Origin of the sequence: Amycolatopsis kentuckyensis, assembly GCF_041679295.1 — a bacterium.
GTDB classification, from domain to species: domain Bacteria; phylum Actinomycetota; class Actinomycetes; order Mycobacteriales; family Pseudonocardiaceae; genus Amycolatopsis; species Amycolatopsis kentuckyensis_A.
Genome location: NZ_JBGDMD010000011.1, coordinates 1 through 16,792, shown reverse-complemented (window position 1 = coordinate 16,792; position 16,792 = coordinate 1). Strand labels below are relative to the sequence as shown.

The following is a 16,792-nucleotide window of genomic DNA, read 5'->3' as shown; positions in this document are numbered from 1 at the left end:
CGAGCTACGAAGCCGCCACTTCGAACTCGGACACCTGGCCCGCGGGCCAGCCGGTGTTGCCGGTGAACGTCAGCCGGACGAAACGCTGCGACGTCGCCGTGAAAGACGCCGACGCCGTGTTGCCGGATGCCGGGTCGAACGCGTAGCCGCGCGAACCCACCAGCGTCGTGTACGTCCCGCCGTCCGTGCTGCCCGAGATCGTCACCGTCTGCGTCCGCGCGCCCCATGCCGACGACGGCGGCAGCTTCAGCGTCACCTTGTTGATCGACGCCGCCGCGCCCAGGTCCACCGTCAGCGTCTGCGGGAACGCGTTGTTCGCGCTCTCCCAGTACGTGTTCGCGTCACCGTCGTTCGCGTTCGACGGCGGGAAGCCACCGACCGACGCCGACGCGCTGATCGCCTTGCCGCGCGCGAGGTTGCTGCCGGACGTGGGCGGCTGCGGCGGCCCCGAGTTCGGCGCCGGCCACGTCGAGCAGTCGCTCCACGTCCCGGTCCAGCCGCTGTTGCCCGACCCGCTGAAGGTCATGCGGGGGATCGACGTCGGGTACGGGCAGTTGTACGTCCCGGTCACGCCGACGCCGGACGCCGTCAGGTTGCTGATCGACACCGACCCCTGCGTCTGCGACTGCGCCACGAACGTGCCGACGCCCTGCACCGAGACGCCGTCGATCGTGATGCCCTGGATCTGCTTGCCCGCGCCGTTGCCGTCGATGAACTGGATCGCCTCGTACGGGCTCTGGATCGCGGTGAACCCGGTCACGCGGATCGTGACGCCGGTGATCGCCTGGTCGCGCGCGTCGAACCACAACGCGCCGACACCGAACTGCCAGTTCGGGTCGAGCGCCCCCGCTCGCAGCGCCGTGTTGTTCGACAGCGTGACCGTGCCGGACAGCGGCACCGAGTTGAACCGGTTCGCGACCAGGTAGCCGCCGCCGAGGGCGTTGGTGTCCTGCACCAGGTTGCCGCTCACCGTGTTGTTCGATCCGCCGTACAGCGCGATGCCGTTGGCCAGGTTCGGCTGCACGATCGTGTTGTTGACCAGCGAGTTGCCCGAGTCGGCTTGGCCGTTCGACCACAGCGCGAGCCCGTCGTCGCCGTTGTTGCGCAGGTAGTTGTTGCGCAACGTCGAGTTCGTGACGGCACCGTCGAAGTTCACGCCGTCGGCCTGGGTGTCGAGGATGCGGTTGTTCTCGATCGTGACGTTCGACGACGCGCCGTTCATCAGCCACAGCCCGCACTTCGTGTCCTGGATCCACAGCCCCGACACGACCGAACCGTTGCCCAGCACGCCGTGGAACGCGTTGTCCGGGCTGCCGTCGTTCCGCTCGGTCACGTCGCCGAACACCGCGAAGTCGTACAGCTTGATGTTGCCGGACGCGCTGCCGTTGTTGAAGATGTTGTTGCCGTGCAACACCGTGTACCACTGACCCGCGCCGCGGACGGTCGTCTGGTCGATCTGCAGCGCCGAGCCGATTTCGAACCGGCCGGACGGGACCCAGACCTCACGCCCCTGGGAGCGCGCCGCCGAAAGTGCGTTGCGGAACGCCTGCGAGTCGTCGGAAGAGTCGTTCGCCGTGGCGCCGTAGTCGGTCACCGACAGCGCGGCCGACGGCTTTGAGCCCGCGCCGCCGACCTGCTCGAAGTCCGCGAGGTCGATGGTCGCCTGGCCGACGTCACCGGAGTCCGCCGCCACCCGGACCTTCGCGCCCGCCGAGGCGTTCTGCCCGAACAGCAACCGGGCGTCGTCGAAGAAGTGGTGCGTCTTCGCGCCCGGGATCCAACTGGTGTCCACATAGGAATACCGGGACGTCACCGAGAGGCCGCTGCCGAGCTTGGTCCCGTTGACGTACACCGAAAGCCGGCCCGAGGACCCGTCCGGCAGGTTGTAGTGGACGTTGATCGAGTTCGCCGCCGCGGGCAGCGTGAACTCGACGTACTGGCCGGTCGTGATGCGCACGGCCTGCCGCCCGGAGGCCTCCGAGGCGATCGAAGCCTGGGTGTAGTCGGGGCCGACGGCCGAGCCGTTCGTCGCCGAGCACTCGGCTTCGACGGTCCGGAACGGCACGCTCGCACCGCCGGACGCGGTCGTCGGGCAGGTCGCCGCGGCGGCGGGCGCGGCGCCGGACAGCACGGTCAGGCCGGACGCGGCGAGCGCGACGGCGAGCAGAGCCGGAATGCGGGACATCCTCATCACCTCTCAGGACGAATAGGCTTCGAGTTCGGACAGCTGACCGGCGGGCCAGCCGGTGTTGCCGGTGAAAGTCAGGCGCAGGGTGCGCTGCGAGGTGGCCGGGAAGCTGACGGTCGCGGTGTTCCCGGAGGCCGGATCGAACGCGTAGGTCGCGGCGGCCTTGACGCCGTCGACGGAGATCGTCTGGGTGCGCGCTCCCCACGAAGCAGGCAGCTTCAGCACCAGCCGCGAGACGCTGACCGTGCTGCCGAAGTCGACGGTCACCGACTGCGGGAACGCGTTGTTCGTGCTCTCCCAATAGGAATTCGCGTCCCCGTCGACCGCGTTCGAAGGCGGGAAGCCGCCCTGCGAGCCGGAAGCGCTGACCGTCTTGTGCAGGGCGAGGTTCCCTGCCGGCTGAGTCGGCGTGGTGGTCGGCGGCGGGGTCGTCGTGCCGCCGTTGTCCGAGCCGTAGACCGGCGTCGGCCAGGAGCCGCAGAACGTCGTCGTCCAGCCGGAGTTGCCGCCCTGGTCGGCCAGTCCGGCGAGCGCGTCCGGGCCGAGGCAGTTGTAGACGCCCGCTCGCCCGATCCCGGTGGCGACGACGTTCTTCACCGAACCCGTCGGCTTCGACTGCAGCTGCCAGGCGAACGTGCCGGCGCCGCTGATCCGGACGTTCGTGAAGTGCACGTCCGTGGTGTTGCCGTCGATGAACTGGATCGCCTCGTAGTTGTTGTCCAGCAGGTCGAGGTCGGTGACGTCGACGCGGCCGGTGATCGCCGAGTCGCGGCCGTCGAACCACAGGGCGCCGACGCCGAACTGCCAGTTCGAGTCGAGCACCCCGGTGCGGATCGCGGTGTTGCGCGCGACCGTCGTGGTGCCCGACAGTGGCACCGCGCTGAACCGGTTCGCGATGTGGATCCCGCCGCCCTGGTCCTGGTTGTCGGCCACGACGTTGTCGGACACGGTGTTGTCGTGCCCGCCGTAGATCGCGATGTTGTTGGCGAGGATCGGCAGCAGCACGGTGTTGAAGGAGAACGTGTTGTGGTGGTCGGCGTCGTGCTCCGACCACATCGCCAGGCCGTCGTCGCCGGTGTTGCGCAGGAAGTTGTTCGTCACCGTGACGTTGCTGATGCCCTGGTGCAGGTTCAGCCCGTCGGCGGTCTGGTCGAGGATCCGGTTGCCGGCCACGGTGAGCCCGTCGAACGGCCCGTCGAGCCACAGCCCGACCTTCGTGTGCTGCAGCCACAGGTTCTGCACGACCGAGCCGCCGCCCAGCGCGCCGCCGATGGCGTTGGACTGGTCGCAGTCGACGCGGGCGTCGACCTGGCCGATGATCGCGAAGTCGTAGAGCTTCACCGCGCTGCTCGTGCCGGGCACGGCCGGGTTGCCGGGGTAGGTCGACGTCCCGCAGCTCGCCGGTTCGCCCTTGCCGAAGACGCCGGCACGCGGGCCGGTGAGCACCGAGTACCAGGGCCCCGCGCCGCGGATCGTCACCTGGTCGACCGTGATGTGGTGGCCGAGGGTGAAGGTGCCGGACGGGATCCAGACCTCCTTGCCCTGGCTCTTCGCCGCGGCCACGGCGGAGTCGAACGCGCCGGCGTCGTCGCTCGTGTCGCCGGCTGTCGCGCCGTAGTCGGTGACGGACACCGAGTTCGCCGGCCGCGTGGCCGCCGCGCCGACCTGTTCGAAGTCGGCGAGGTCGATCGTCGCCGGGACGTCACCCGCGTCGACCTGCAGCTTGATCTTGGTGCCGGCCGGGTACGAGGTGCCGAGCAGCGCGCGGGTCTCGTCGTAGAAGTGGTGCGCGTGCCCGTCACCCGGGTTGTTGGTGAACGGGTACGAGCCGTAGTACCAGGCCCACTTCGACGTCAGCGCGATGTCGCGGTTGTGGGCACCGCCGACGTAGAGCGAGATCGTCCCGTTCACGGAATCCGGGACGCTGTACCGGAAGTCGATCGAGTTGGCCGGCGCGGTGAGCGTGAATTCGACGTACTGGCCTTGACCGGACAGCGTCACGGCTTTCCGGCCGGACGCTTCCCCGGCGAGCGTGCCCGCCGCGCGGTTCGGGCCGATGACCGAGCCGTTGGTGGCAGCGGCTTCCGCTTCTTGTTCGACGAAGGGCACGCTCGCGCCGCGGCCGGCCGCGAGGGCCGAATTCCCCGCGGGAGCAGCGGCGATCGTGAGTCCGACGGCAGTGAGTACGGCGGCGGCTGCCGCACCCAACCGGATTTTGGGCGCGCTGAAGACAGAGCTGGGAGACATGGGCGGCACTGGCCTTTCCGCAGCAGGTGGGGACCTCTGTGATCCGGATCATACGAATCCTGGACAGGAAATCGCAATAGTTGGACGAACTTACGCAAGTTTGCGACAGGAATTGACGACTGCGCCGGATGCCCGACGTTCGGTTGCGCCCTGCGGAGCAACGCCGTCGACGGCGGAGCGCGCTGATAGTTTTCAGGCATGAGCCAGCGACGTGCGGACGGCAGCGCCGGGGACGCGGACTACGGCGCGATCGGCGGGGTCTACACCGACTACCGCAAGCCGGATCCCCGTATCGGCCAGTACATCCTCGACGCGCTGGGCGACGCGCGGACCGTGCTCAACGTCGGCGCGGGCGCCGGCGCGTACGAGCCCGAAGACCGCGAAGTGACCGCCGTCGAGCCGTCCGCGTCGATGCGCGCGCAGCGGCCGGCGGACCTGCCGCCGGCGGTCGACGCGGTGGCCGAAAAGCTCCCGTTCCCGGACCGGGCGTTCGAGGGCGCGATGAGCACGTTCAGCGTCCACCAGTGGAACGACCTGTGGACCGGGCTCAAGGAGATGCGGCGGGTCACCCGCGGCCCGATCGCCATCCTGACCTGCGATCCCGCGCTGCTGCGGCGGTTCTGGCTGCTCGACTACGCGCCCGAGGTGATCGAGACCGAGGCGCGGCGCTACCCGTCGGTCGACGACATCGCCGACGGGCTCGGCGGCCACACGTCGATCGTCGGCGTGCCGATCCCGATCGACTGCACCGACGGCTTCAACGAGGCCTACTACGCGCGGCCGGAACGCCTGCTCGACCCGGGCGCGCGGCTGTCGTGCTCGGCGTGGAGCTTCGTCGACGACCGCGTGCACCACCGCTTCGCCGCCGAACTGCAGCACGACCTCGACGACGGCACGTGGGACCGCCGCTACGGAAGGCTGCGCGAACAGCAGACGTTCGACGGCTCCCTGGTCCTCGTCGTCTCGGACCCGACGTCGTGACGCCGCCGCCGTTCGACCCGGAACTGGCGCCCGTCGTCGAAGTGCTGCGCGCCCTCCGGCCGCCGCTGGCGTCGCTCGCCGACATCCCCGGCCGGCGCGAGCTGAACGCCGCCGAGCACCGGACCGTCGAGGAGCTGGCCGCCGCACACCCCGGGTACAAGGTCGCCGAAGAACACGCGGGGGACGTCCCGCTGCTGGTGATGACGCCGGCGTCGAGCGCGGGCGTCCTGTACTACGTGCACGGCGGCGGCACGATCGTCGGCAGCCACCTCGGTGCCGACGTGCCGAACCTGCTGACCTGGGCGGGCGAACTGGACTTGACGATCGTCTCGCCCGGCTACCGGCTCGCCCCCGAGCACCCGTACCCGGCGCCGGTCGAGGACTGCTACGCCGGTCTGCGGTGGACGGCCGAGCGGTTCGCCGGCCCGCTCGTGCTCGGCGGGATCAGCGCGGGCGGCGGGCTCGCGGCCGCGACCGCGTTGCTGGCCCGCGACCGCGGCGGCCCGGCCCTCGCCGGGCAGCTGCTGCTCTGCCCGATGCTCGACGACCGCAACGACACCCCGTCGGCGGTCGACCTCGACGGCCGCGGGTTGTGGGACCGCACGGCCAACAACGTCGGCTGGACGGCCTACCTGGGCGGCCTCGAGGACGTCCCGGCCTACGCCGCCGCGGCCCGCGCCGACGACCTTTCCGGCCTGCCGCCGGCGTTCCTGGACGTCGGCACGGCCGAGACGTTCCGCGACGAGGTCGTCGCCTACGCGAGCCGCCTCTGGCAGGCGGGCGGCGAGGCGGAACTGCACGTGTGGCCGGGCGGCTTCCACGGCTTCGACTCGCTGGCCCCCGAAGCGCGGCTCAGCCGGGCGGCGCGCGCCGCCCGGCTGACCTGGTTGCGGCGCTTACTCGGCCAGTAGCGCGGCCCGCCTCGAGCGCCCCAACGTGGCCTTCGGTGCGTCAGACACACCCAAGGCGGCCTTGGATGCGTCAGACGCACCCAAGGCCGCCTTGGGACGCCTACTCGGCCAGTAGCTCCTGCAGCTCCCGCACCGCGACGGCGAGTTCGTCCGCGAAGCGGTACATCTCGGCCGAGACGTGCTTCGGCGTGCTGAGGTAGATGTTCCAGCGGTCCGGCAGCAGCACGTACGCGATGCCGATGCACTGCGGGCTCGTCGAGCCGAAGCCGAAGTACTGGATGTTGACCGACGGCGCCGAGCTGGTGCTCAGGTAGTCGTCCCGTGACTTCAGCCAGCCCGGCGAGGAGTACAGCGGCAGGTCCGTGGCTTCCCCGCGGCGTTTCGCGATCAGCTGCAGCTCCCACAGGTGCTGCTCCGGCGCGTCCCCGGCCTGGCACTCCTTCGCCCGCGAAACGTGCTTCGCGGCAGCGGCACGGAACGCGGCACGCTTTTCTTCAAGAGAGGCGTCCGGCGAAGTCATGACGTCGGCGAAGCGCACAACCTCCGGCGTCACGACCCGCATCGCTTCGGTCCGGCCGTTCTGGAACTGCCGCGTCGCGATCGACTCGTACGTCGCACCCGTCAGGCCCTTCGCGCGGCGATGCGCGAGCTGGTACGACATCTGCGCGAAGGCGTCCGGGGACATCCCCAGCTCCTTCGCGCGGTTGGCGCCGACGTCGAACGACACGGTCTGCGTCGCCGTCGCGTCCGCGTAGGCCTTGAAGGCTTCTCGGGCGGCGCGCGCGTCTTCGCGGAGGGCGTCGGTCAGCGTGAACTCGACGACTTCATAGCCCGGGACGCCGTCAGCCGGTTCACGCTCCTCGCGCGAGCCGCTCAGGAGAGCGTCGGTGAAGCCGAGGATCGTCGTGCCGTCGAGTTCACAGTGCTCGACGTTGATCCCCGCGGTGCCGTCCTCGAACACGATCAGCGAGACGGCCTTGTCGTACCAGCGGTTGTCGCCGTACAGCAGCCGGTCGCCCGCCTCCAGGGCGTTCGCCGGCGTGAAGTCGTCCAGGCACAGGCAGAACAGCGCGGTCTCGATGGTCTCCAGCGCGGCGGCGTTGCCCGCCTCGATGAGCGCGGCCCGCGAAGCCGCCCACTCCGCGCGCGCCTTCGTCGTGAACGGACCGGCCGGGACGTCGGTGACGTGGTCGTCCTTGAGGATCGCGCGCAGCCCGTCGGCGATCTGCTCCGGCGAGTACGGGCGCCCGTCCTCGGCGAGGACGTCCATGCGGAACGGCGTGCCCTTCGAGAACACGACGATGTGCCGCTCGGGCGACGGGAACCGCGTGCGCGCGGTGTCCAGCAGCTCGCCGGGGATCCGCGTCGCCGAGAACAGGTACTGGTGCTGCACCATCGACTGCGGCGTGCCGCGCAGGAGCACCGGCGGCACGCGTTCGTCGTCGAGCTTCAGCTTGTAGTCCACGGCGGACGCGGTCAGCTCGGCCGCGCGCTCGACCTGGCCGAGCGGGGAGTCCTGGAACAGGAAGAAGAAGTTGGCGTTGAGTGCGATCCGGTCGCGGCGGCCGAGGTAGCGGTATGGCCAGAACGTGTCGAGCCAGCTGCGCACACCGGGTGAGCGGTCGTACTCCTCGAGCGCGGCCTGCAGTTCGGGCCCGGGGCCTGCGAGGAAGTCCGCGAAGGCCGTCTCGGTCTCGGCCAGCTCGTCCGGCGTCAGCAGCGGGGCGCACCACTCGAGGAAACGGCGGCGGCTGTCCTCCAGCGTGGGGACGGGGACGCGGGGAAGCCGGTCCTCGTTGCCGAAGGTGCGGGTGGACCAGTCCGGACTGCTCACGGTCATCCTTCTTCGTCGAAGTTGCCCAGCGCGGTAGCCAGAGCGGCTGCGCTGTCAGGTCGGGAAACATACAGCTGTGCGTACAGCCAACCATCCGATTCGAGCCCGGTCGGGTCGACGCCGGCGGTGTCGAGGGTGTCGAGGATCTGCGCCTGCTCCTCGGCGGAGGCGAACCGCCGCTGCCGGAACACGCCCGGGACCTGCGCGGTCTCGTACCCGAGTCCGGCCAGGCTGTCGGCGACCGGTTCGTAGGAGAACATCCGCAGCACGAAGTGCGCCATCCACGGCCGCGACCCGCGGGCGATCCGGGAGAGCGTCTTCTCGGTGACGTAGCCGACGCAGCCGGTCGAGAGCACGAGGTCGACGTCGTCGAGCAGTTTGCGCTGGGTGCTGTCCGGGTCGTCGCTTTCGAAGTCCGCGTGGATCGCTTCGTCGAGGAACCCGGTGGAAAGCGCGTACTCGAGCGCCGGCGCCGACGCGTCCAGGCCGTAGAACTTCGCCCCGCCCGGATCGGTGACGCGGGCGCGGTCGGCTTCGATCAGCTGCGCGTGGCTGAGTGCCCGCACGTCCGGGTCGGTGTAGTGCGCGTAGAGGTCGTCCATCGTGGCGTCACAGCGCCTCAAGGCCGCGTTGACGCCGTACGAGCACCCGACGTCCAGCACGGTCGGGCGCTCGGCCGGGTGTTCGGCGATCAGCTTCGCGAAGTACGGCTTCGCCAGCTGCGGGATTTCGTAGTTCACGCGCCGCAGGGTGCCGAAGAACGGCCTCGGGTCGGGCGCGGTGTAGATGTGGTCGAACGAGATCTTGCCGGTCGAGTCGAAAGGCACTGGCCTGGCTCCTGATCAGTCGAGCAACTCGTCGCCACGGTCGGTGCGCCCGGCCAGGTGGGCGGGCAGGACCCGGCCGAACAGCTGCCTGGTCCGCTCCGCGCTGCCGATGACCCCCGGGCGCTCGCTGTAGGCGAAGATCGCGGAGTACCGCGCGATCGCACCCTCCACCGTACTGACCCGGTGCAAGGCGAAGCGTCCTTGGAAGAGCTGCAGGTCCCCCGGACGGAGGCCGAGGCGCTGGACCGGCTGGGTGCCGTCCTCGGCGAGCACGGCCCGGACGGCCGGGAAGTTCTCGTCCGCCGCCGACCGGATGCCCGGGCAGTATTCGAAGGTCCCGCCCGCTTCGGCGGCTTGCGTCAGCATGCTCACGGTGTAGGAGTTCGTGTCGAAGTGCCACGGGTGCGCGCGGCCGGGCGCGATCACGTTGAGCGTCAGGCCGGACAGCGGGTCGGCCAGCTCGTGCAGCTCCGGCAGGCCGAAGCAGTCGGCGACGAACCGCTGGAACAGCGGGCTGGTGTAGAGCCGCGCGATGATCGACGACGCGGGGATGCGGTCCCGCGCGACGAAGGCGTTGCCGCGCTCCATGATCGTGCGGCCCGGGTGGTCCTCGGGCAGCGGCTCGTCGATCGCCGTGTTGTAGGCGTTGACCTTCTCGATCTTCGTGTAAGCGTGCGGCTCCAGCGCGGCGCACTCCGCGCGAAGGGCTTCCTGCAGCTCGGGCCGGATGAAGTCGGCGAGCACGCTGCACCCGGCGTCGGCCAGGTCGGCCCGGGTGCGCCCGACGGTCTCCCGCCACGCGGGGCTGTCCGGTTCGGTGAGCGGGTAGCGGTCGGTGTCGACCATTTCCAGTGGCGCTACGGAGGTGCTCATCGAGGTCCCTTCCGGCGGGTGAAGGACCAGAGTTAGCACAGAGTCCCGCTGGTCAACCGTCGGTTTGTGAGCGGTGACACAGGGTCGTCAGGCCCCCACCTCGGTGGCCCACGAGCTGACGGTGACGGTGTCGGTGGTGCCGAGATCGGTGTCGAGGGGCTGCTTTTGCGCAGGCTCGCCCGGAACCGGGACCACGGCGATTGCCGCGCCGGTGCGCGTGTCGCCGCTCGTGACGGTCGCCGACCACGCGAGCACGGCCACGACCTTCTCGCCCGGTTGGACGGTCAGGTCCTGCGGGCCGAGGTCGCGCGCGAAGTACGAAGTGCCGTGCTCGACCTTCACCTCGAGCGGGGAGCCGTCACCCGCGAGGATCTTCAGGTCGGGGTAGCCGGTGACCTTCCGCGGCGCGGTGTCCCGGTTGGTCAGCGTCAGCACGCTCGCGCGGTGCCCAAGCCCGGCTTCGAACTGGCCGACCGAAAGCGACAGTCCACTCGACGGCGGTGGCCCGTACGTCGGGCTCGGCGTCGGCGTGGGTGTCGGCGCGGGTGGTGGCGGGCTTTCACAGCCCACCAAGAGCGCGAGGACGAGCAGCGGCGCGAAGCGTGAAACCCCCATGCGGCGGAAGGGTAGCGGATGACGTGAATGACTCATTCATGTCGCCAGGCGACGTGAATGAGTCATTCACGTCGGTTCCGTCAGGGGGTCAGCAGGGGCAGCAGCGGCTTGCGCACCGCCGTCGCGACGCCGTCCGACGCCTCCGCGGCGGCGACGCGCTCGGCCGACGGCCGGCCGTACCCCGTCGTCCGCTGCACCAGCGGACGGCCGAGTGGTTCGACCATCTCGCGCATGTCGCTGATCGTCTTGTACGACCCGTTGGACGCGCCCGCCATCCGGCTGATCGTCTCCTCCATCAGCGTGCCGCCGATGTCGTTGACGCCGCCCTGCAGCACCGCGCGGCTGCCTTCCACGCCGAGCTTCACCCAGGAGCTCTGGATGTTGTCGATCATGCCGTGCAGCAGCAGCCGGGACAGCGCGTGCACCGCTCGGTTCTCGCGCACGGTCGCCCCGGCGCGGGCGAGGCCGGCGAGGTAGATCGGCGAGCTCTGGTGGATGAACGGCAGCAGCACGAACTCGCTGAACCCGCGTCGCCCGTGCTTCTCCAGGCCCTCACGCTGCAGCCGCGCGAGCAGCTTCAGGTGCGCGACCCAGTGCGCCGGCGTGTCGACGTGGCCGTACATCATCGTGGACGTCGTCGGCAGCCCGACCTCGTGCGCGGTCGTGACGACCTTGATCCACTCCGACGTCGGCAGCTTGCCCTTGGTGAGCACCCAGCGGACGTCGTCGTCGAGGATCTCCGCCGCCGTGCCCGGCAGCGAGTCCACGCCGGACTCCTTCGCCGCGATCAGCCAGTCGCGAAGGGACAGGTTGGTCCGCGAAGCGCCGTTCACGACCTCCATCGGGCTGTAGGAGTGCAGGTGGATGTCCGGCTGCCGGCGCTTGACCTCGGCCGCGAGGTCGAAGTACGCGGTGCCCGGCAGGTCCGGGTGGATGCCGCCCTGCATGCAGATCTCGGTCGCGCCCGCGGCCCACGCCTCGTCGACGCGGTCGCCGACCTGCTCCAGCGAGAGCGTGTACGCGTCGGCGTCGGTGCGACGCTGAGCGAACGCGCAGAAGCGGCAACCCGTGTAGCAGACGTTGGTGAAGTTGATGTTCCGCGTGACGACGAACGTGATGTCGTCGCCGACCGTCTCGCGCCGCAGGTCGTCGGCGAGCTTCGTGAACGCGTCCAGCTCGCGACCGTCGGCGTGGAGCAACGCCAGCGCGGCGTCGTCGGACAGGCCGGCCGGGTCCTTTTCCGCGCTGCGCAAGGCTTCCAGGATGTCCGTGTCGAACTTGGCCGGCCCGGTCTTGATCCGGTCGCCGATCTCCTTCCAGTCCCCGTACACGGAGTCGAAGTCGCTTCGGCGGTCTTCGGTGCGGCCGCTGGTGTCGATCTCGGTGTGCAGGTCGGTGCGGCCGGACTCCTGCCAGCCGCCGTCCGGCTCCTGCCACGGGATGCCGACCGGCATCGCGTCCTCGCGCGCCATCCCGGTGTCGTAGTCGACGAGCGCGGCGACGTGCCGGGTGATCCGCGGGTCCAGCCACGGCTCGCCGGCCTTGACGTACTCGGGGTAGATCGTCAGCCGTTCCTTGAGCTCGAAGCCGGCCTTCTCGGTGCGGCGGGCGAGCTCGTCGATCTGCGGCCACGCGCGTTCCGGGTTGACGTGGTCCGGGGTCAGCGGCGAGACGCCGCCCCAGTCGTCGATGCCGGCGCGGATCATGAGGTCGTACTGGCTGCCGATCAGGTTCGGCGGCGCCTGGATGCGCATCTTCGGGCCGAGCACCAGCCGCGCGACGGCGATGTTCGCAGCCAGCTCTTCGAGGTCGGCGTCCGGCGTCGCGCGCATCTTCGTGTCCGGCTTGGCCCGGAAGTTCTGCACGATGACTTCCTGGATGCCGCCGTAGGTCTTGGCGACCTTGCGGATTTCGAACAGCGCGTCGGCGCGCTCCTCGAACGTCTCGCCGATGCCGATCAGGACACCGGTGGTGAAGGGGACCGAGCTGCGACCGGCGTCTTCGAGCACGCGGAGCCGGACCGCCGGATCCTTGTCCGGGGAGCCGTAGTGCGGCCCGCCCTTCTCGCTCCACAGCCGGGTCGCGGTGGTCTCCAGCATCATGCCCATCGACGGCGCGACCGGCTTGAGCCGCTGGAAGTCCTGCCAGGTCAGCACGCCCGGGTTGAGGTGCGGCAGCAGGCCGGTCTCCTCCAGCACGCGGATGGCCATCGCGCGGACGTAGGAGAGCGTGTCGTCGTAGCCGTGCGCGTCCAGCCAGTCGCGGGCGGCCTTCCAGCGGTCCTCGGGCCGGTCGCCGAGCGTGAAGAGGGCTTCCTTGCAGCCCATCTCGGCACCCTTGCGGGCGATGTCGAGCACCTCGTCCGGCGAAAGGAACGGCGATTCGAGCCGGCCCGGCACCGTGACGAACGTGCAGTAGCCGCAGCGGTCGCGGCACAGGCGGGTCAGCGGGATGAACACCTTGCGGCTGTAGGTGATGATCCCGGCGCGCCCGGCCTCGGCCAGGCCGGCGTCGCGGATGCGGGAGGCGTACTCGGAAAGCGTCGTGAGGTCGTCGCCGCGGGCGTGCAGCAGGACGGCCGCTTCGGTGACGTCCAGTGTCTTCCCGTCACGCGCCCGGGCGAGCGCGCGGCGCATCGCGGAGGCGGTCGGGGTGGTGGCGTCGGGTTCGGGTCCCATTCCGCCCACGCTAGGACCGTCCTCGCGCGACCAGCCAGTGTGCGTTCCGCACCTGGCTGCGGTTGTACCCGGACGTGATCGTCGTCGCAGGTCAGCGCGCTCAGCGGGTTGTCGATCACCGGTGCGGGGTGTATTACCTAAAGGGTGGCATCTGTGGTCGGCAAGAAGATCGGCGGCCGGACGTACTACTACCTGGCGGAGTCCGCCCGGGTCGACGGCAAGCCCCGGGTGGTGACCCAGCGTTATCTCGGCACGGCCGACGAGATCGCCCGGGCCGTCCCCGGCGGCGAACCGGCCGCGGCATCGCACCGGACGTACGGCGACGTCGCCGCGGTGTGGGCGACGCTGTCCCGGCTGGACTTCGTCCGCCGCGTCGACGACGTCGTGCGCTCGAAGCCGTCGCTGGGCCTGACCCTGGCCGTGGCGGTGCTGCACCGCGCGACCGCGCCGGACACGCCGATCGGCGAGTGGTGGGGCAGGAGCGCGGCCGCGGACCTGGTCCGGCTGTCCACAGTGGATGGTCTGTGGCGGGCGCTGGAACGCTTGACCCCGGAGCGGATCGCGGGCATCGAGGAGACCGTTTCCGCCGCCGTCCTCGAGACCCTCGACGACCACGAAGCCCTCGCCGTCGACGTTCCGCAGTTCGCCGTGTTCGCCCCCGCGGACTGCACGTTGCCCTCGGCCTGCCGGGAGGTGCTCGCCGGCGTGGGGCTGCGCGTCACCCGTGACGGCGCCATCCCGCTGGCCTCGCGGCTGTACCGCCGCGACAACGCCCCGACGTTCGCCGCGCTGACCGGCGAGCTGGGCCCGGCGACGCTGGTCTTCCACGCCGGGCAGGCCGCGCAGCTCGACCTCGGTTCCCGCAGCGGGTTCGTCGGCTCGCTGCCGCTGACCGACCACCCGGAGCTGCTGACGCAGCCCGCGTCCGCCCGCAAGCGCGTCGACCCCGAGCGGTTCGCCGGGCTCACCGCGCTGGACACGCACGCGGTGGTCGACGGTGTCCGCCGCCGGGTGATCCTGACCCACTCGGCGACCCTGCATGCGGCCCAGTCCCGGGCGTTCGCCGACGAGCTGGCCACCACCACCCGCGAGCTGGACGGCCTGGCCGCGGCGCTGGCCGCCGGCACCCACCGCGGCGACCGCGCGCAGGTGCACGCCGAAATCGGCCGGGTCACGCGGGGCCGGCGCATCGAACGCGTCCTCACCGCCGTGCTCAGCGGCACCCGGCCCGGCGAGATCCGGGTGGAACGGCGGATCGACTCCGCCGCCCTGGCCCGGCTGGACGACGAGTTCTTCGGCAAGCAGGTGCTGGTCACCGACCGGGACTGGCCGGTCGGCGACGTCGTCACGGCCTACCGCGCCCGCACTCACCTCGAGTCGACGTTCCGCTGGCTGACCGGGCCCGCGCTCACCAGCCCGACCCCGCGCTGGGAATGGACGCGCGCGCGGATCGCGGCCCACGGCCTGGTGTCGGTGCTGGCGGCGACGGTGACCCACCTGATGCGCCGCGAGGCGGACCGGGCGGGCATGAACCTGTCGGTCCGGGAGCTGCTGGACCAGCTCGCGGGCATCGGCGAGCTGGTCCTGACGTATCCGTCGACCGGCGGGCGGCCGCGGACCAAGCGCCTGCTGACCGGGTCGGACCCGGAGCAGCAGGCGCTCCTCTCCCTGTTTCAGGATTCCCGGTAGATCTGCAGGGCCGAGAAGCTCTGCACCACCGGCATCAGCTCGATGACGTTGATGTTGACGTGCTTCGGCTGGCTCGCCGCCCAGTAGACGGATTCGGCGACGTCCTCGGCGGTCAGCGGGGTGGTGCCCTCGTAGACCTTGTCGGCCTTGGCCGCGTCGCCGTCGAAGCGGACCTTGGAGAAGTCCGTGCCCCCGACCATGCCGGGCTCGACGTTCGTCACGCGCACGCCGGTGCCGTGCAGGTCACTGCGCAGGTTGAGGCTGAACTGGTGGACGAACGCCTTGGTCGCGCCGTAGACGTTGCCGCCGGGGTAGGGGTAGGTGCCGGCGATCGAGCCGATGTTGATCACGTGGCCGCGGCCGCGCTCGACCATGCCGGGCAGCAGCGCGCGCGTGACGTGCGCGAGGCCGCGGACGTTGGTCGCGATCATCTGGTCCCAGTCGTCGAGCTCGGCCTTGTGGGCGGGCTCGAGGCCCTTGGCCAGGCCGGCGTTGTTGATCAGGACGTCGACTGCTGCCCACTCCCCGGGGAGAGCTTCGATCTTCTGCCGGACCGCTTCGGGGTCGCTGACGTCCAGGGTCACAGGCAGGACGGCGTCGCCGAGCTCGCCGGCCAGCTTCTCGAGCTTGTCCTCGCTGCGGGCGACGGCGATCACCCGGTCGCCCTCGGCGACGAACCGGCGCGCGATGGCGTCGCCGAAGCCGGCGCTGGCGCCGGTCACGAACACGGTCTGCTGGGTCATGGGGTGGCTCCGCTGTTCTTCAGGAAGGTGCTGAGTGCCTCGTCGAACTCGGTCTCGCACTCCAGGTTAGGCAGGTGGCCCGCGCCCTCGATCACCACCAGGGTCGAACCGCCGATCTCCCGGTGGATGAGCTCGGCGTCGGCGACCGGGGTGAACTCGTCTTCGCTGCCGACGACGACCAGGGCCGGGACGTCGATGCGCTTGAGGGCCGGTGTGTAGTCGGGACGCTCGGCGCGGCCCCGCAGAGCGGCCGCGGCTCCTTCCTTCGGCGCGTTGCGCATCATGCGGCGGACGTGGGCCTCGACGTCGGGCCTGGTCGCGCGGGTCCGCTTCGAGATCATCTTGGGGAGGAGCTCGTCGGCGTAGCGCTCCATGCCTTCCTCGGTGATCCTCGCGGCGGTGTCGTAGCGGGCTTGCTTCGCCGCCGGGGTGTCGAGGCCGGGGAAGGTGTCGGCCAAGAGAAGGGCCTTCACCCTTTGCGGGTGGTCGGCGACGAGCTGCATGACGATCTGGCCGCCCATGGAGAGGCCGCCGAGGACGAAGCTCGCCAGCCCCAGGTGGTCGGCCAGCTCTACGAGGTCCGTCGCGAAGACGTCGAGGCCGGTCTTGGTGTCGGTGGTCTGGGAGTCGCCGTAGCCCCGGAGGTCCGGTGTCACCACTCGGTAGCCCCGCCCGGCCAGGTGCTCGGCCTGGGGACGCCACATGGAGCGGTCGAAGGGGTGGCCGTGGACCAGCAGGACCGGCTGTCCGTCCCGGGGGCCGAGGTCGTCGTGGGCGAGGTTCATGCGGCCGACGCTAGGCGGAGCTTTGCCGCGGAGCAATACGGTGCAATGTAGTCGGAGCAATGTTCTTTCGCTGGCGCTCCGGGGCCCGGGGGTGCAGACTGGGCCGCAGACGGGCTTCGTCGTGGGGTCTGACCTGCGCTGATCTTGTTAAGGGACCCCCCTGTTTCGGGCCCTTTCGGGGCATGTAAAGTTCTCCAAGTCGCCAGGGAAACCGGGCGGCAGGGACACGAACCAAGCTCTCGCGGATCGCGATTGAGTGGGTGGCCCACACAAACTGCTAGGAATAACTCGCTTCGAGTAAGGCCGCTTGACGGCGGTGCGACTCGGGGTGTGTTGCTTGAGAACTCAACAGTGTGCTAGTGAACTAAGCCAGTAGAGCTTATGTATTGAACCTCGTACTGAGGTTCCTTTGAGAGCATTG

Annotated in this window: 12 protein-coding genes; 3 read left to right on the top strand and 9 right to left on the bottom strand. The window is 70.3% G+C overall.

Going from position 1 to position 16,792, the window contains the following annotated elements:
- Nucleotides 1-4 precede the first annotated feature (4 nt).
- Both ACERZO_RS38435 and ACERZO_RS38430 read right to left on the bottom strand, forming a co-directional pair.
- Nucleotides 5-2,191 (bottom strand): discoidin domain-containing protein, encoded by a 2,187-nt coding sequence (locus ACERZO_RS38435; protein WP_372670923.1) that lies wholly within the window; start codon nucleotides 2,189-2,191, stop codon nucleotides 5-7.
- 6 nt (nucleotides 2,192-2,197) lie between these two features.
- Nucleotides 2,198-4,435 (bottom strand): discoidin domain-containing protein, encoded by a 2,238-nt coding sequence (locus tag ACERZO_RS38430; protein ID WP_372670922.1) that lies wholly within the window; start codon nucleotides 4,433-4,435, stop codon nucleotides 2,198-2,200.
- Nucleotides 4,436-4,633: 198 nt separating this feature from the next.
- Between ACERZO_RS38430 and ACERZO_RS38425 the strand changes: the two genes are divergently transcribed.
- Both ACERZO_RS38425 and ACERZO_RS38420 read left to right on the top strand, forming a co-directional pair.
- Nucleotides 4,634-5,416, top strand: a complete 783-nt coding sequence (locus tag ACERZO_RS38425; RefSeq protein WP_372670921.1) for a class I SAM-dependent methyltransferase — start codon at nucleotides 4,634-4,636, stop codon at nucleotides 5,414-5,416.
- Nucleotides 5,413-6,327: an alpha/beta hydrolase fold domain-containing protein gene (locus ACERZO_RS38420; protein WP_372670920.1), complete on the top strand. Its 915-nt coding sequence runs from the start codon at nucleotides 5,413-5,415 to the stop codon at nucleotides 6,325-6,327. The genes ACERZO_RS38425 and ACERZO_RS38420 overlap by 4 nt, the downstream gene beginning before the upstream one ends.
- Before the next feature lie 100 nt (nucleotides 6,328-6,427).
- On the opposite strand, the gene ACERZO_RS38415 is transcribed toward ACERZO_RS38420, so the two are convergent.
- The 5 genes from ACERZO_RS38415 to ACERZO_RS38395 all read right to left on the bottom strand — a co-directional run bounded on the left by ACERZO_RS38415 (nucleotide 6,428) and on the right by ACERZO_RS38395 (nucleotide 13,154).
- Complete coding sequence (locus tag ACERZO_RS38415; protein WP_372670919.1) at nucleotides 6,428-8,167, bottom strand: choline/carnitine O-acyltransferase; 1,740 nt, start codon at nucleotides 8,165-8,167, stop codon at nucleotides 6,428-6,430.
- Nucleotides 8,164-8,988, bottom strand: coding sequence for a class I SAM-dependent methyltransferase (locus ACERZO_RS38410; protein WP_372670918.1), 825 nt, complete (start codon nucleotides 8,986-8,988; stop codon nucleotides 8,164-8,166). The genes ACERZO_RS38415 and ACERZO_RS38410 overlap by 4 nt, the downstream gene beginning before the upstream one ends.
- A 15-nt stretch (nucleotides 8,989-9,003) precedes the next feature.
- Nucleotides 9,004-9,861: a HalD/BesD family halogenase gene (locus ACERZO_RS38405; protein ID WP_372670917.1), complete on the bottom strand. Its 858-nt coding sequence runs from the start codon at nucleotides 9,859-9,861 to the stop codon at nucleotides 9,004-9,006.
- Nucleotides 9,862-9,948: 87 nt separating this feature from the next.
- A complete protein-coding gene (locus tag ACERZO_RS38400) occupies nucleotides 9,949-10,476 on the bottom strand; it encodes a DUF4232 domain-containing protein (protein WP_372670916.1) in 528 nt (175 codons plus the stop codon).
- Nucleotides 10,477-10,556: 80 nt separating this feature from the next.
- A complete protein-coding gene (locus ACERZO_RS38395; RefSeq protein WP_372670915.1) occupies nucleotides 10,557-13,154 on the bottom strand; it encodes a bifunctional FO biosynthesis protein CofGH in 2,598 nt (865 codons plus the stop codon).
- Nucleotides 13,155-13,307: 153 nt separating this feature from the next.
- Between ACERZO_RS38395 and ACERZO_RS38390 the strand changes: the two genes are divergently transcribed.
- Nucleotides 13,308-14,843, top strand: coding sequence for an IS1634 family transposase (locus tag ACERZO_RS38390; protein ID WP_372671220.1), 1,536 nt, complete (start codon nucleotides 13,308-13,310; stop codon nucleotides 14,841-14,843).
- Here ACERZO_RS38390 and ACERZO_RS38385 read toward each other — a convergent pair.
- Both ACERZO_RS38385 and ACERZO_RS38380 read right to left on the bottom strand, forming a co-directional pair.
- Nucleotides 14,828-15,586, bottom strand: a complete 759-nt coding sequence (locus ACERZO_RS38385) for an SDR family oxidoreductase (protein ID WP_372670914.1) — start codon at nucleotides 15,584-15,586, stop codon at nucleotides 14,828-14,830. The two genes, ACERZO_RS38390 and ACERZO_RS38385, sit on opposite strands and share 16 nt — an antisense overlap.
- Complete coding sequence (locus tag ACERZO_RS38380; protein WP_372670913.1) at nucleotides 15,583-16,371, bottom strand: alpha/beta fold hydrolase; 789 nt, start codon at nucleotides 16,369-16,371, stop codon at nucleotides 15,583-15,585. The genes ACERZO_RS38385 and ACERZO_RS38380 overlap by 4 nt, the downstream gene beginning before the upstream one ends.
- Between the last annotated feature and the right edge of the window lie 421 nt (nucleotides 16,372-16,792).

Bases quoted from the DNA above. Each gene is read 5' to 3' on its own strand.
- ACERZO_RS38405 (WP_372670917.1), bottom strand. From the start codon at position 9,861: ATGAGCACCTCCGTAGCGCCACTGGAAATGGTCGACACCGACCGCTAC.
- ACERZO_RS38415 (WP_372670919.1), bottom strand. From the start codon at position 8,167: ATGACCGTGAGCAGTCCGGACTGGTCCACCCGCACCTTCGGCAACGAG.
- ACERZO_RS38430 (WP_372670922.1), bottom strand. From the start codon at position 4,435: ATGTCTCCCAGCTCTGTCTTCAGCGCGCCCAAAATCCGGTTGGGTGCG.
- ACERZO_RS38380 (WP_372670913.1), bottom strand. From the start codon at position 16,371: ATGAACCTCGCCCACGACGACCTCGGCCCCCGGGACGGACAGCCGGTC.
- ACERZO_RS38435 (WP_372670923.1), bottom strand. From the start codon at position 2,191: ATGAGGATGTCCCGCATTCCGGCTCTGCTCGCCGTCGCGCTCGCCGCG.
- ACERZO_RS38385 (WP_372670914.1), bottom strand. From the start codon at position 15,586: ATGACCCAGCAGACCGTGTTCGTGACCGGCGCCAGCGCCGGCTTCGGC.
- ACERZO_RS38395 (WP_372670915.1), bottom strand. From the start codon at position 13,154: ATGGGACCCGAACCCGACGCCACCACCCCGACCGCCTCCGCGATGCGC.
- ACERZO_RS38400 (WP_372670916.1), bottom strand. From the start codon at position 10,476: ATGGGGGTTTCACGCTTCGCGCCGCTGCTCGTCCTCGCGCTCTTGGTG.
- ACERZO_RS38425 (WP_372670921.1), top strand. From the start codon at position 4,634: ATGAGCCAGCGACGTGCGGACGGCAGCGCCGGGGACGCGGACTACGGC.